The 13,305-nt window shown below is 36.8% G+C and carries 13 protein-coding genes; 4 read left to right on the top strand and 9 right to left on the bottom strand.

Annotation, left to right across the window (positions count from 1 at the left end; translation table 11 throughout):
• Nucleotides 1-825: 825 nt before the first annotated feature.
• The 9 genes from JEM65_RS07140 to JEM65_RS07100 form a co-directional block, all read right to left on the bottom strand.
• A complete protein-coding gene (locus JEM65_RS07140) occupies nt 826-1,689 on the bottom strand; it encodes a cyclase family protein (protein WP_199598259.1) in 864 nt (287 codons plus the stop codon).
• A 41-nt stretch (nt 1,690-1,730) separates the two neighbouring features.
• The gene (locus JEM65_RS07135) at nt 1,731-2,192 is read right to left on the bottom strand and encodes a nucleoside deaminase (protein ID WP_199598258.1); all 462 of its coding nucleotides are present in this window, start codon (nt 2,190-2,192) and stop codon (nt 1,731-1,733) included.
• A 68-nt stretch (nt 2,193-2,260) separates the two neighbouring features.
• Nucleotides 2,261-2,455: a hypothetical protein gene (locus JEM65_RS07130; RefSeq protein ID WP_199598257.1), complete on the bottom strand. Its 195-nt coding sequence runs from the start codon at nt 2,453-2,455 to the stop codon at nt 2,261-2,263.
• Nucleotides 2,456-3,833: 1,378 nt separating this feature from the next.
• A complete protein-coding gene (dsrP, locus tag JEM65_RS07125; RefSeq protein ID WP_199598256.1) occupies nt 3,834-5,069 on the bottom strand; it encodes a sulfate reduction electron transfer complex DsrMKJOP subunit DsrP in 1,236 nt (411 codons plus the stop codon).
• An 85-nt stretch (nt 5,070-5,154) separates the two neighbouring features.
• Nucleotides 5,155-6,276, bottom strand: coding sequence for a 4Fe-4S dicluster domain-containing protein (locus tag JEM65_RS07120; protein ID WP_199598255.1), 1,122 nt, complete (start codon nt 6,274-6,276; stop codon nt 5,155-5,157).
• A 10-nt stretch (nt 6,277-6,286) separates the two neighbouring features.
• Nucleotides 6,287-6,916 (bottom strand): multiheme c-type cytochrome, encoded by a 630-nt coding sequence (locus tag JEM65_RS07115; protein WP_199598254.1) that lies wholly within the window; start codon nt 6,914-6,916, stop codon nt 6,287-6,289.
• Nucleotides 6,906-7,622 (bottom strand): nitrate reductase cytochrome c-type subunit, encoded by a 717-nt coding sequence (locus JEM65_RS07110; RefSeq protein ID WP_199598253.1) that lies wholly within the window; start codon nt 7,620-7,622, stop codon nt 6,906-6,908. Before JEM65_RS07110 ends, JEM65_RS07115 begins: the two co-directional genes overlap by 11 nt.
• A 3-nt stretch (nt 7,623-7,625) precedes the next feature.
• Nucleotides 7,626-9,953, bottom strand: a complete 2,328-nt coding sequence (locus JEM65_RS07105; protein ID WP_199598252.1) for a molybdopterin-dependent oxidoreductase — start codon at nt 9,951-9,953, stop codon at nt 7,626-7,628.
• Nucleotides 9,954-9,960: 7 nt separating this feature from the next.
• On the bottom strand, nt 9,961-10,197 hold the full coding sequence (locus JEM65_RS07100; protein WP_199598251.1) for a hypothetical protein: 237 nt from the start codon (nt 10,195-10,197) through the stop codon (nt 9,961-9,963).
• A gap of 265 nt (nt 10,198-10,462) precedes the next feature.
• On the opposite strand from JEM65_RS07100, the gene JEM65_RS07095 reads away from it, so the two are divergent.
• The 4 genes from JEM65_RS07095 to JEM65_RS07080 are packed head-to-tail and all read left to right on the top strand — an operon-like array spanning nt 10,463 to nt 13,305.
• On the top strand, nt 10,463-11,644 hold the full coding sequence (locus JEM65_RS07095; protein WP_199598250.1) for a molybdopterin molybdotransferase MoeA: 1,182 nt from the start codon (nt 10,463-10,465) through the stop codon (nt 11,642-11,644).
• Nucleotides 11,645-11,651: 7 nt separating this feature from the next.
• Nucleotides 11,652-11,996 (top strand): winged helix-turn-helix domain-containing protein, encoded by a 345-nt coding sequence (locus tag JEM65_RS07090; RefSeq protein ID WP_233530558.1) that lies wholly within the window; start codon nt 11,652-11,654, stop codon nt 11,994-11,996.
• Entirely contained in the window at nt 11,993-12,736 is a 744-nt protein-coding gene (locus JEM65_RS07085; RefSeq protein WP_199598249.1) for a sulfite exporter TauE/SafE family protein, read from the top strand. Before JEM65_RS07090 ends, JEM65_RS07085 begins: the two co-directional genes overlap by 4 nt.
• Entirely contained in the window at nt 12,736-13,305 is a 570-nt protein-coding gene (locus tag JEM65_RS07080) for a molybdenum cofactor guanylyltransferase (RefSeq protein ID WP_199598248.1), read from the top strand. Before JEM65_RS07085 ends, JEM65_RS07080 begins: the two co-directional genes overlap by 1 nt.

The following is a 13,305-nucleotide window of genomic DNA, read 5'->3' as shown; positions in this document are numbered from 1 at the left end:
TTTTTGTTAATACTTTATTATAAAATACTGTATTTCAGTTTGTTAATTTTTAGTCAAAAAGACTAATTAAATTTTAAGATAATTGACTTATTATTAAATTTTCAATCAAAATCGCATGATTTCTTGATTTTTTATTGTTTTATAATTAAAATATCGACATACTACATAGCCATGTTAACATTTATTTAACTAAAAATCGATTATTGCTCTAATAATGAAGTATTTGAATAATTCAAAAAAGACGTCAGTTGTTTATTAGTATTTCAAAAAATTCTGAAATTTTTAAGATCTAATAGTTTTCTACTAATATTGACTTGTGATACATTTTATGGTAAATTCAATAAATTTCAGATATTCTTAATACATTTTGTATCTTTACAAAACCAAAGACAAACAAAATTTGTTTTTAAACCGTTCTTTTTGACTTTAGTGTACAATCAGGTGAACAACTACAGTTAATAGTGTTTTAAAAGTTTGACATACAGGGTGTTATGATTACTTAATTAGTCCTGCCACCCCGACAAACCTAGTAATAGGTCAAACTAAAACACTGTTAACGATATGATTATCAGTGTTTTTAGTAACATCACTTGATATCATTTAATAACAACTAATTCTGAAAAAAATACCAATCCTTCAAATCCAATCTGGCGGACTTCATTAAAAATTTCTGGATGCAGTAAAGCTCTTTTCCCAGAATGAAGCTTTTTGCAAAATGTTGGTAATGTGGTGTGCGGCTGAGTAAGTTATTATATAAAGTGGAATATGAGATTTTGAAAGTTATCTGATAATGAAAATTTCAAATTCAATTGACTGGACGGGTGTTTATTGATTCTTCAAAATAGCCACAATGCGAAGTGGCCCACCACTTCCACCTTTGATCTTCATAGGCAAGGCGATCACACTAAAGTCGTTTAGGGGCAGTTTATCCAGATTTGTCAGATTTTCGAAAGCGGGGACATTTTTAGACAGCAAAGCGACATGGGTTTTAAAATCTTGGGATTGGCCATAATCAATGCTGGGCGTATCGATCCCGATAGCGTTAATGTTTCTATTTTCCATCAACCATTTGGCAGCGTCTGGTGAAAGGCCCAGAAAGTGGAGATCTTTAACCGCCTCCTCACCGCGCTTATCGGTGCCCAAATATTTTAATTTATCTGGGTAATATTTGGAGATACCAGTCTCCAATAACACAATACATTCCTCTGGGATTTCTATTCCAGACTCCTTTTCCCAGTTTTTAAAATCTTCAATTGTAATTTGATAATCGCGGTTTTTTTCTACTTCTTTTTTTATATCAATTTTTATGGCCTTTCCCATCAGTTTTTCAAGTGGAATCTCATCTACAGATTGTGTTCCCTTTGCAAAATGTATAGGTGCATCAATGTGCGTTCCCCCATGTTCAGCTGTAGAAAAATTATTGGCTGCATAAAAGTAGCCCTTCTCGGTATCCCCATAAGCTACCGTATCTAACTGAAATTCTTTGGCTGTTACCCAGTAAATGGTTTCACGGGAATAATCGTGGGATAAATCAATGATTTGGGTATCAGCAAAATAATCGAGCTCGATATTTCCCTTTTCAGTATAGTCCTCCGAAACTTCTTTGCAGGAAGTAAAACAGAGTATCGGCAAAAAATTCAGAAGCAATAAAAATTTTAGTTTGAAAATTTTAGAAGTAATTGAATTCATAATGCAACAGTTTTATATGTTTTTTTATGGGGAAACGCCCATTATTCGCCAATATCCTCGTTCCATAATTCAGGTTTTTCAGCAATAAATTGATTCATAAGGTCTATGCACTCTTGGTTTTCTAGCACAGTGACATCCACTCCACGGGATGTAAGCAATTCTTCTTCGCCCATAAAGGTTTTATTTTCAGCAATAATAACTTTGGGAATTCCATATAACAATATTGTTCCTGAACACATAGAACAGGGAGAAAGCGTAGTATATAAAACGCATTCTTGGTAAACCGAAGCTGGTTGCCTTCCTGCATTTTCCAACGCATCCATTTCCCCATGTAAAATAGCACTCCCGTTTTGAACCCTGCGGTTATGCCCACGCCCAATAATTTTATTGTTATGCATAATTACCGAACCTATGGGAATGCCACCTTCAGCGTATCCTTTTCTGGCTTCTTCAATTGCTGCTTCCAAAAATTTATCTGGCTTCATATTATTTTTATGTTTCATTATATTCATTTTCAAAAACTTATTCTACCAGCGACTTTCATTTCTCCTTTGACACGATCTCTATTCTACTATTGTTGGCATATTGCAACGGAAGAAATAGCTTTTACATTTTCTAAAAGCGTGTTATCGCTATTCTGTTTATGGTTAAGATAACTAAGTGAAAACTGGCTGCACGATAGCCCCCCGCCACTCATCGATAGGGCAATGCGTTCTAATGGCTTCCATGAAATTTCTTCATTAAGTTTTATAAAATCTTCCTCCACAGTATGAAGTTTTTATAAATATAAGTAATTAAAATTCAAAATTTTAAAGACTAAAAGCTAATTTGACCTAATGTTTGCTAGTAAAAGTAGAATTGATTTTAGGTAAATAACACAGGAACGACTTGATTTGGTCAAACAGTATAATACAATGTTCTGAAAAATAAAGAATAGATTATTTATTGGCTGACAGAGAGTTAGTTGGTGACAAAAGTTTGGAATTTTTTGAATGAAAATAATATTAGCTATTATATTAGGATCAGGAATAATTTCAAAATTTATTCCTATCAAAAACAAAAATAGTATCACTCCAGGGCCAGAAATTTTATCTGTCCGGCAGTGAAATTTTTGACAGAGATGGCCAAATGGAGTTCTTGATCATTGTTTCATTAAAAACCCCGAGCAGGCAATGGTTTATCATAAGCAAGGATGGCAAATAGAAACGCTTTTAGAGGACTGAAAAGGAGTGGCTATGACATTGAGGACACTCATGTAACGGATTTGGACAGGTTGGAAAAACTCTTTCTGTTAACAATAATTGCATTTGTCTGGTGTTACAGACTCGGTGATTTTGTGGATCAGTACATTAAAAAAACAACAATAAAGAAACATGGAAGAAGGGCTGTGAGCATATTCAAATACGGATTTGATTATTTGTCAAAATTCCTTTGACAGGCAATAAGCCATTAGAATACAGTCTCTTTAGTTTTCTGTCATGTACTTAACTAATTATTCTAAAAATTTATCTTGGGCATACCACTTTTTGAAGACTGTAAAGGCTTGCTTTAATAAATTAACCTTCTATTTTCATATCATTTAATACAATTTGTATCGTTATAAAACCTAAGACAAATAAAATTTATTTTTAAACTGTTCTTTTTAACTTTAATGTACAATCAGATGGCCATCTACAGTTAATAGTGTTTTAAAATTTTGATAAACAGGGTCTTACAGTTTTTTAATTAATCCTGCCACCCGACCATTAAAAGCCTAATGAATCTGTAAGATTTGTTAGGCTTTTTTTATTTTTCCGAGTTGCCAACGCAGTTGAGCAAAAAAACAGGGATCAAAGTATAAAAGTTGTGGGATTTTAGGATTATGCGAAAATTGTTGTTCTTCAAAGTTGAATACAAAACTATCCGAACTACGAAATGTGATAAAAGTGGCCTATTTAATAATTAATCAATCTATGGAACATAGGAAAAACAGGGAGCCCACTTTTATACAGGAAATGTTGACGCTGCAAATATTTTAGAAAATGATATATCATTAAATATTTGATAAAGCCCACTAAACAATCCTTTTCTTTAGAAGAAAATTTGTGCTTAAGCATTCTCGCAGATTTTAAACAAATGTCTTTTTATGGAAGCACCCGTGCAAATTACGAGGCAGAGGAATTTTTATCTTTGTATCTCAACTCTCCCAACTCAATACCAATTGCCGTTTTTGCAAGTATGGTAAATACAAATGCTCCCAATGCCCAAATACCTAGAGTAACTCCTATTTCTATGCCAGTTGGCAAGTATTCCACTATTTTTCCATAAGGTCCAGGAATAAATCCAGGGACAATTAGACCAAAACCTTTTTCTATCCATATGGCGACAAATAGAATAAAACAACAGAAGTATAATACCTTGAGATTGTTTCTTAGTTTGCCAAAGGTGAGCATAATTGTTGCAAGCACGTTCAACGGAATAGCAGTCCATATCCAAGGTAACAGAGCATTTTTGCCGTGCAACCCAAAGAAAAGATAATAAGCACTCTCGCTGTGATGAGTGGGTGCATAGAATTCCTTAAACAATTCTGAAACTAGCATTATCAAATTTATCTGAGCTGCTACAGTAACAATCAGTGCGATTTTTTTGATGGTCCTATCTTCTATTCTAAAAGCAGTAAAAGAACGGATAACAGCTAAAACCAAAATAATCAAAGCAGGTCCGGCAGCAAATGCAGATGCAAGGAATCGAGGTCCTAACAAAGCATTGTTCCAAAAAGGTCGTGCCTGTAATCCTTGATATAAAAAAGCGGTTACCAAATGGATAGCTACCGCCCAAAAAACGGACAAAATTGCCCCGGGCACATACACTTTTTTCATTGCCTCTTTTCCTTGGTAGTGTCTGAATAGAATATAAAAAGGGATACTAATATTTATAAAAAGATAGACATTTAATACAATAACGTCCCAAGTAAGCATTGAGTTGGGAAAATTAAAAACACCAATTCCAGGAATCATATGCCAAAGGACAGATGGACCACCCATATCTGCCACAACAAAGGCTAAACACATAATCAAGGCGGCTACAGCTAAGCCTTCTCCTATAAGAACTGCTTGTTTAAAATCTATATCTTTAAGAATATACGTGGGCATAACTAGCATAACGGCCGCCGCTGCTACTCCTACTAAAAAAGTGAAATTTGAAATATAAAGCCCCCAACTAACACTGTCAGACATCCCTGTAACACTGAGCCCTTCATCGAGTTGAATGAAATAACAATACATACCTATAAGCATCACTAAGGTCAACCCCCCCATCCAAATATGATACTTTATAGATCCTTTAGTAATCGTATCTAAACTATCGATCACCAAACTTTTTAATACTTTAAATTGACTCATTATATATGTGTTTAAAACCGATCTTACGAGACACTTTCACACTCGACGTCTTGACTTATGCTTCTATATTACGTTTTTCTGGTTGCTAATCCATAAAATACCAGAACTTTGGTTCTGTTCCCAAGTCTTCTTTAAGTCTAAAGACTTTTTTGTTTTCCAATACCCATCTAATCGTACTGTTTGGATCTAAAAGGTTTCCAAAAATTCTAGCCCCTGTTGGGCAAGCATCTACACAGGCTGGGTTTTTTCCTTTACGAGAGCGTTGCACACAGAAAGTACATTTTTCCATTACGCCCTTTTTACGCATCCTGTTCCCTAAGTAGTGCTGGTTTTTATTTATTTCATTTGCTGGCACTTCAGGTTTGCTCCAGTTAAATCTTCTTCCATCATAAGGGCAGGCTGCCATGCAATAGCGGCACCCAATACACCAATCGTAGTCTATTACCACTAGCCCATCTTCTTCTTTCCAAGTCGCTTGTACTGGACATACTTCAACACAAGGTGGATTATCGCAATGGAAACACTGCGTACCCAAATAAAAATGGCCTTCTGCTGGAACTTCATGATAGTAATTATCATCTGCCTTATCAAACTTGAACCCTTCGCCATCTTTCATCTCGTGTATGCGTATATATTGCATTTGAGAATTTCTATCTTGATTATTCTCTTCCACACAGGCACTCACACAGTCCATATAACCTTGACACTTCGAAATGTTGAAAGCATACCCGAACAGTACATCTTCCTCTGCATTTTCAGCCGTCATACTAATATTCTTACCTGTACGTAGTTCATACGAACGCATAAGCCTATTTATGGTGCCTTGTTTCTCTTCATCGTTCATCAGCTTATAGTTTCCTTTAAACTGTTCTTCCCAATCAATTTGTGCTTTTTCTTTAGTGTCATCTCCCGCTACAACGCTACAAGAAGTACTAACGGCCCCAGCTCCAATGAGAAGACTTGCCGTCAATTTTTTAAAAGCAGTTCTTCTGTCCATCTTAACATCAAAGACTTGCTCAAAACCATCTCTTTGTCTTTCATCACCTATTGATGCATTGATGGCAGCCTCGTAAAATTCATCGGCACTAAGTTCTTCTTCCTGGCTATTGCAACTTCCTTGAGACTTCCCGCATCCACAAGCTCCTGATGCTTCTTTTTTCTTATTTAGACCTAGGTCTAGAGAGTGCCATTTTTTATTTTCGCTCATACCTTTATTTTTAATGATCTAAACCTTCTTTACGCTCTATACCCTTTTGAGTATTAAACTGTACTGGCCATCTTGTTTCATAACCCGGACTGTGCGGGTTATGACAATTTACACAAGTCATTGAGGCGCGTGGTGGGGCCCATCCTGCTACTTTTTTACCGTGAGCACCTCCTTTCCAGTCTTCGAACTGACTAGAGTGGCATTGTGCACAAAGTTTATAGCTAAGGTTAAAATCTATGTTTTTACCAGTCAAGCTATTCAGGTTATTCATATCCTTCCCATTATGGCAGGTGGCACAATTTATTATTTCACTATTGGCGTGATTCATTTTTATGTCCCAGTGCGCTTTTTGTCCGTCTAAGCTCTTCATCTGTGTAACAGGTTTGCTATGGCACTCTATACAAGCAAATGACTTTATTTGTCCTTTTCTTTCCAGTATCAGGAATGTATGTTTTCCTTCGGTAATTTCCATTAGCTCACTTCCGGCCAATAATTCATCAGATGTAAGCTTGCCGTGGTAAGGTTTACTTTCTGCTTCAATTTTGTCAGTAATAGAGTGATATTCTCCTTCTTTTTTGCAAGAGAAAAAGGATACTGCTAGAAGTATTAGAAAGTAATATGTTAGGTTTTTATTTTTCATTTAATTGATCGAATTGTCTTAGAAAAGTGCTAGCGTCATAATTTGGCTGCACTGTGTTTTTTGGCAAATGACATTGTCTACAGTTTACCCGTTCTGGGTGTGAAACCCTTATTTCTTTAGGTGCGCTTGGGCCAGCATGACAAGAAATACAACTTTCTCTCATCTGTAATTGGTGCGGTATCATAGGTGGACTTCCCGGCATTGCATTGTTTACACCCTCTCCCACTTTGGGTGGTAGTGCTTTCGCAAAAGCGAAGTCTTTAAAAGTGGTATTTGTGTTTTTGGTCACGTGACACTGACGACAGTTCACCATCTCCGGATGTGGGGTTACAGGGGCATAGGCATTAAATTTTTCTACAAACCCACCATTCTGGTGACATTGTATACAGGTGTTTCCTCCCATACTTCGCTCCTTTTCTACAGGATGTGGAATACTTGGAGGAGCTCCCGGATAGGCTCTATTGTCATAATAGTCTTTAAGTGTTCGCTGGTGGTTTTCGTCTACGGGCATATTTAGATAATCCATACCAACCTCATCAAATCGCTTAAAAACACCACTTTCTGAAGGAATGAAGTTTCCAGTAGGAGTTTCTATAAGCGGTGTATAGGCGTCTTCTAATCCCTGCTGATAGCTATAGCTCCAAATTACGATAAACACGATGAAGATGACTACAAAAAACGATATGATTCCAAGTCTCTTTTTCATAGCTTATACTCTTTCAACTTTTACGGCACACTTTTTATAGTCTGGTTCTTTAGAAATAGGACAGAAAGCATCCAGGGTCACATCATTGATGAGCATATTCTCATCGAAGAAAGGAACAAACACCTGTCCTTTGGTAGGTAAACCTCTTTCGTTGATGGATGCAGGTAAAATACAGGAACCACGGCGGGAGGTTACTTTAATATTTTCTCCATTTCTTATTCCTAAAGACTTTGCGTCATCTGGATGAAACTCAACATAGGCATTTGGCATTGCCTGATGTAATATGGGTATTCTGCGAGTCATAGATCCCGTATGCCAGTGTTCTACAACACGTCCCGTATTTAACCAGAATGGATATTCTTTATCTGGTTTTTCTGGAGCCTCTTCAAAAGGGCGTTGCCAAATGACAGCTTTACCATCTGGTTTTCCATAAAAATGAAAGTCTTCACCATTAGAACAAGCAGGATCATATTTAGCATTAAAGCGCCACTGTGTGGACTTGCCATTTACATAAGGCCAGATTACCCCAGACTCTTTTTTAAGAACTTCTAGTGGTGCCATACCGTGTTTTGCGCCTTCGTGGAATTGTTTGTATTCGTTGTATATTTCCTCTACGTGATTTTCTTTGCTATAAGGGAATAAATCACCATACCCCATACGTTTTGCTACCTCAATAGTCATCCACGCATCGGGAGTAGTTTCTCCCGGGCCTTCAACCATTTTGTCCCAATGTTGGGTTCTACGTTCAGAGTTACCATATAGACCGCCCTTCTCAATATGCCAGGAGGCTGGGAGAATAACATCTGCAACATCCGAAGTAGGGGTTGGAAAAACATCTGAAACAACAACGAAACAGGATTTTTTTTCCATGGCTGGGCGGTAACGACCTGTTTTAGGTAATGATACCAATGGGTTTGTTACTTGTGTCCAAATAAATTTAATATCCCCTCTATCTACTGCCCTAAACATTTCTGTAGCGTGATAGGTAGGTTTAGACGGAATTCTTTCCACAGGAACTTTCCAAATTTTAGCAGCCATTTCCCTGTCTTTCTTATTCATTACAACGCCGTGCGGTAGTTTGTGCGTAAAAGTTCCTACCTCACGAGCCGTACCACAAGCAGAAGGTTGACCTGTTAATGAAAACGGACCATTTCCTGGCTGCGATATTTTACCTGTGAGTAGGTGAATATTATATACAAGATTATTTATCCAGGTTCCGCGGGTATGCTGGTTCATTCCCATACACCAGTAAGAGACTACTTTTTTATTTGGGTTTCCATAAATGGAAGCTAGATATTTAATGTCTTTTACCGATACCTTAGAATATTTAGAAACTTTCTCAGGACTGTAATCTTTTAGAAACTCTTTGTAGGCTTCAAAATCTATTTTCTCCGGCTTATCAGTAAAGTTAAACTTGTCCTCTAAACCATATCCGATATTTGTGAGCCCTTTACTAAAATTGCAATGCTTCTCAACAAAGGATTTATTTACCCATCCATTCTTTATAATCTCATAGCAAATGGCATTTGCCACCGCTAAATCCGTTTGGGGTTCAAATAAGATGGATCTGTCAGAGGCAGTACTTGAACGGGTAGTCCTTGTAGCAAAATCTATAATTTTAGCACCCCGTCTTGATTTTTGTTCTAACATTCTTGAGAACAGTACAGGATGCATTTCTGCCATATTGTTCCCCCAAGTAATAAAATAATCGGCGTAGTCAATATCCTCATAACAGCCCATAGGTTCATCTGCACCAAATGAGGTTAAAAACCCTGTAACCGCACTTGCCATACAAAGGCGTGCATTACAATCCAGGTTATTTGTGCCAATGGCACCTTTCATAAGTTTAGATGCTACATAGCCTTCTGGAATTGTAGATTGTCCGGAGGTATACATTGCAACAGAATCTTTACCATGCTTTGCTATAGTTTCTTTCATCTTATTAGCAACAATATCCAAAGCCTCATCTAGAGGGGTTTGAACATACCTGCCATTTTTCTTAACTAGAGCGTGTGTAAGCCTGTCTTTGGATTGTATGCACATAATTTGATGGTATCCTTTTACACACAATAATCCTTTGTTTACTGAACAGTTTGGATCTCCCTTAACAGCAACTGCTTTTCCATTTTCTGTGCCTACGAGTATGCCACATCCCACACCACAGAATCTGCAAGGACCTTTTTTCCAATCTAAGTTTGCGTCTTTAGGAATTCCTTTTTCTTGCTCGCTTGCAAACAGAATTCCTGGAAACATAGATGCCGCAGCTGTCATTGCAGATAGCATCGCCATTTTCTTAATAAAACTTCTTCTATTCGTTACAGATTTGTACATAGACATATTAATTTTGAGGTGTGTTAAAACCAGAAACCAAAGACAATAATTTTAGGCTGCTTATGGCCTCAATTTTTTCTTTTAGTATTTCCTCTTCCTTTTCGTTAGGTGTATCGGTCACTAATGCCAAAATATCTTGATTCTCTGCCGGAACAACTTCACATTGATCCAAGCTTACCAAAGCTTTCATTAATTCTTCTTTCTTTCCTTTTATAGCGTGGGCTAAGTAGCTTTTAATTGGCATTTTAAATCGTTCTTTTTATTAGTATGGCGAGTTAGTATTGACTAATTCATTAACAATTTAACAAAAATCCGAAAACACCACTTAAAAAAAGATGACAAAAGTCATCAAATGGGTAAAAAAAGAAGCGCTATATTTGACTGGAAATAACGTTTTTGTATATTCATAAAATAATTTAAATGGAGAAGAATTTGACTTTGACAGAGAAACAAATGAGAGATTTTGGCTATCGTGAGTTATATGCAGCTCTTAAAACACCAATTTATTTATGATAGATGTAAAGACAGCACAAGATCTAGTGTTAAAACATAGTTCGGTTTCTTCTAAAATATTAGAAGTGGATCTCAAAGATTCTCTGGATTTCGTTCTTGCAGAAGATGTTGTTTCCAAAATAGATATGCCTCCTTTTAGACAATCTGCTATGGATGGTTATGCATTGCAGATTAGTGGTGCCATAAATTATAATGTAATAGGTGAAATAAAAGCGGGCGACAATAATAATCCAATGCTAAATATCGGTGAGGCTGTAAGGATATTTACTGGCGCTCCAGTACCTGACACGGCAAATGCAGTAATAATGCAAGAGAAGGTACAGGTTCAAGGAAGCAAGATTATCACACAAATGCCTTTGGCGATGGAGATGAATATTAGACCCATAGGAGAGCAAATTAAAGTAGGCGATATTGCTTTAACCAAAGGGACTGCTATTAAAGGAGCACATATTGGATTTCTGGCTGGCTTAGGTGTAACAAAAGTTGCTATTTATGATAAGCCATCTATTGCTATTGTGGTTACCGGAAACGAACTTAAGGCTCCTGGAAATGTTTTGTCCTTTGGTGAAATATATGAATCTAATGGAGCGATGCTCACCGCCGTATTAAACGAGTTGGGCTATAAAAAGACCTCGGTTATAGCTGTTAAGGATGATTACGATAGTACTAAAAAGACCTTGAAGGAAACCATAGGAAATCACGATGTAGTTATTATATCAGGTGGTATTTCTGTGGGTGATTATGATTTTGTTGGGAAAGCGCTAAATGATATAGAAGTTGAAGAGGTTTTCTACAAAGTGAAACAAAAGCCAGGGAAACCCTTGTTTTTCGGAAAAAAGGATACCGTTTCCATATTTGGATTGCCCGGAAATCCTGCTGCGGCGCTAAGCTGTTTTTATATCTATGTGTATCCGCTTTTAAAAAAGAGTGAAGGAGCTTTAAATACACAGCTTCTAAGTATTTCCTTGCCTTTGTTAACAGATTATACCGCAAAAGGAGATCGTGCTCAATTTTTAAAAGCAAGAATGCACGGAGCTGGTGTTGAAATTTTAGATGGGCAGAGTTCTGCTATGGTTAGAGCTTTTGGAGATGCAAATGCACTTGTATTCCTTCCAGAAGATTGCATGCAAATAAGAAAAGGACAGAAAGTTAAAACAATACTGTTACCCTCTAAATAAATTTTTAATGATGAGCGATTATAAAATTAAAAGTAGAATTTGGATCGAAGAAGGAGATAATGTTTTGGTGGGTGAAGGCAGGGTAGAATTACTCAAAGCGATAGAAGCAAAAGGTTCTTTATCTAAGGCTGCAAAATCCATTGGAATGTCTTATAAAAAAGCTTGGACGCTGGTTGATGCGGTAAACAAATCTGCAAAAGAAGCGGTAGTGACCAAAACTGTTGGTGGAACAAACGGAGGAGGCACGATTATTACACCATATGGCAAGAGGCTCATTGCAGCTTTTGAAACTATTAATAAAAATTGTTGGGCATTTTTAGACCAACAACTTAAAGTATTGGATAGTATATGATTTCAGATGTACCATATTTCTGGGTTTTTCTCTGTTTGTTGCCCGTAATTGCTTTTTTATATGCAGGCGTAGGACACGGTGGCGCAAGTGGGTACCTCGCTTTAATGTCCTTGTTTTCTATGGCCCCAGAAACGATGAAGCCAACAGCTTTGCTGTTAAATTTATTCGTAGCAGGAACCGCTTTTTATTTTTACTATAAAGAGGGTTATTTCAACAGAAAACTCTTTTTATGCTTTGCAATTACCTCTATCCCAATGGCCTATTTGGGAGGTAGTATAGATGTAGAAACTGGAATTTATAAAATCATACTGGGCGTATTATTGATTTTTGCCGTACTGAAAATGCTGAATGTTTTTGGCAGGGAAAGTGAAGTGATACGAGAGGTTAAAATTTGGCAAGGTTTAGTTGTAGGTGGGATAATTGGTTTCTTTTCTGGCCTTATTGGAATAGGAGGAGGAATTATTTTAAGCCCAGTAATCTTGTTGCTGCATTGGGGCAAAATGAAAGAAGCCGCAGCCGTATCGGCACTGTTTATTTGGGTTAATTCTGCTGCTGGTCTGGCAGGTCAATTCAATAATGGGGTTGTTTTAAATAGTCAGTCCATTTTAATGGTTGCTCTTGCGGTTTTTGGCGGTCTTTTAGGGAGTTACTATGGAAGCAAGAAGATGAGCAACGAAAGTGTTCGCTATATCCTAACAATAGTGCTAATTGCAGCATCTATAAAATTGATATTTTTGTAATGCTAGAAACAGTCAACATAACAGGAATTATACTTGCCGGAGGAAAAAGCTCTCGAATGGGTATGGATAAAGGATTCATTCTTTGGGAAGGAAAACCTTTTGTCAATCATATTATTGATGCCCTGAAACCATTGGCAAAAGACATTCTCATTGTGAGCGATCATCCACAGTATGATACTCTTGGCTACAAACGGATTAAAGATATATTACCAGAAGCAGGGCCATTAGCTGGTTTGTACAGCGGCTTAAGCGCAAGCAAAACCGAATTAAATGTGGTGCTGAGTTGCGATGTGCCGCTAATTACTTCGGAACTATTACGGGCATTACTACTGTCATATAACAAAGAAAATGATGCGGTGGTTTGTAAAGTAAATGATAAACTGATGCCACTAGTAGCGATATACACCAAAAAATGTGAAGTAATGTGCCTTGAATTATTACAACAAGATGAACGAAGAATGATGCAGTTAATAAAAAAACTAAATCAGGTTCAGTTTTTATCGTTAAATGAATTCGAAGCAAATCAAGTGAAGAACATTAATAGTCCAACAGAATTAAAGCAGATATAA

Origin of the sequence: Gelidibacter salicanalis (assembly GCF_016469035.1) — a bacterium.
Classification (GTDB): domain Bacteria; phylum Bacteroidota; class Bacteroidia; order Flavobacteriales; family Flavobacteriaceae; genus Gelidibacter; species Gelidibacter salicanalis_A.
Note: the sequence above shows the minus strand (reverse complement) of the source record. Positions and strands in the feature narration are given on the sequence as shown.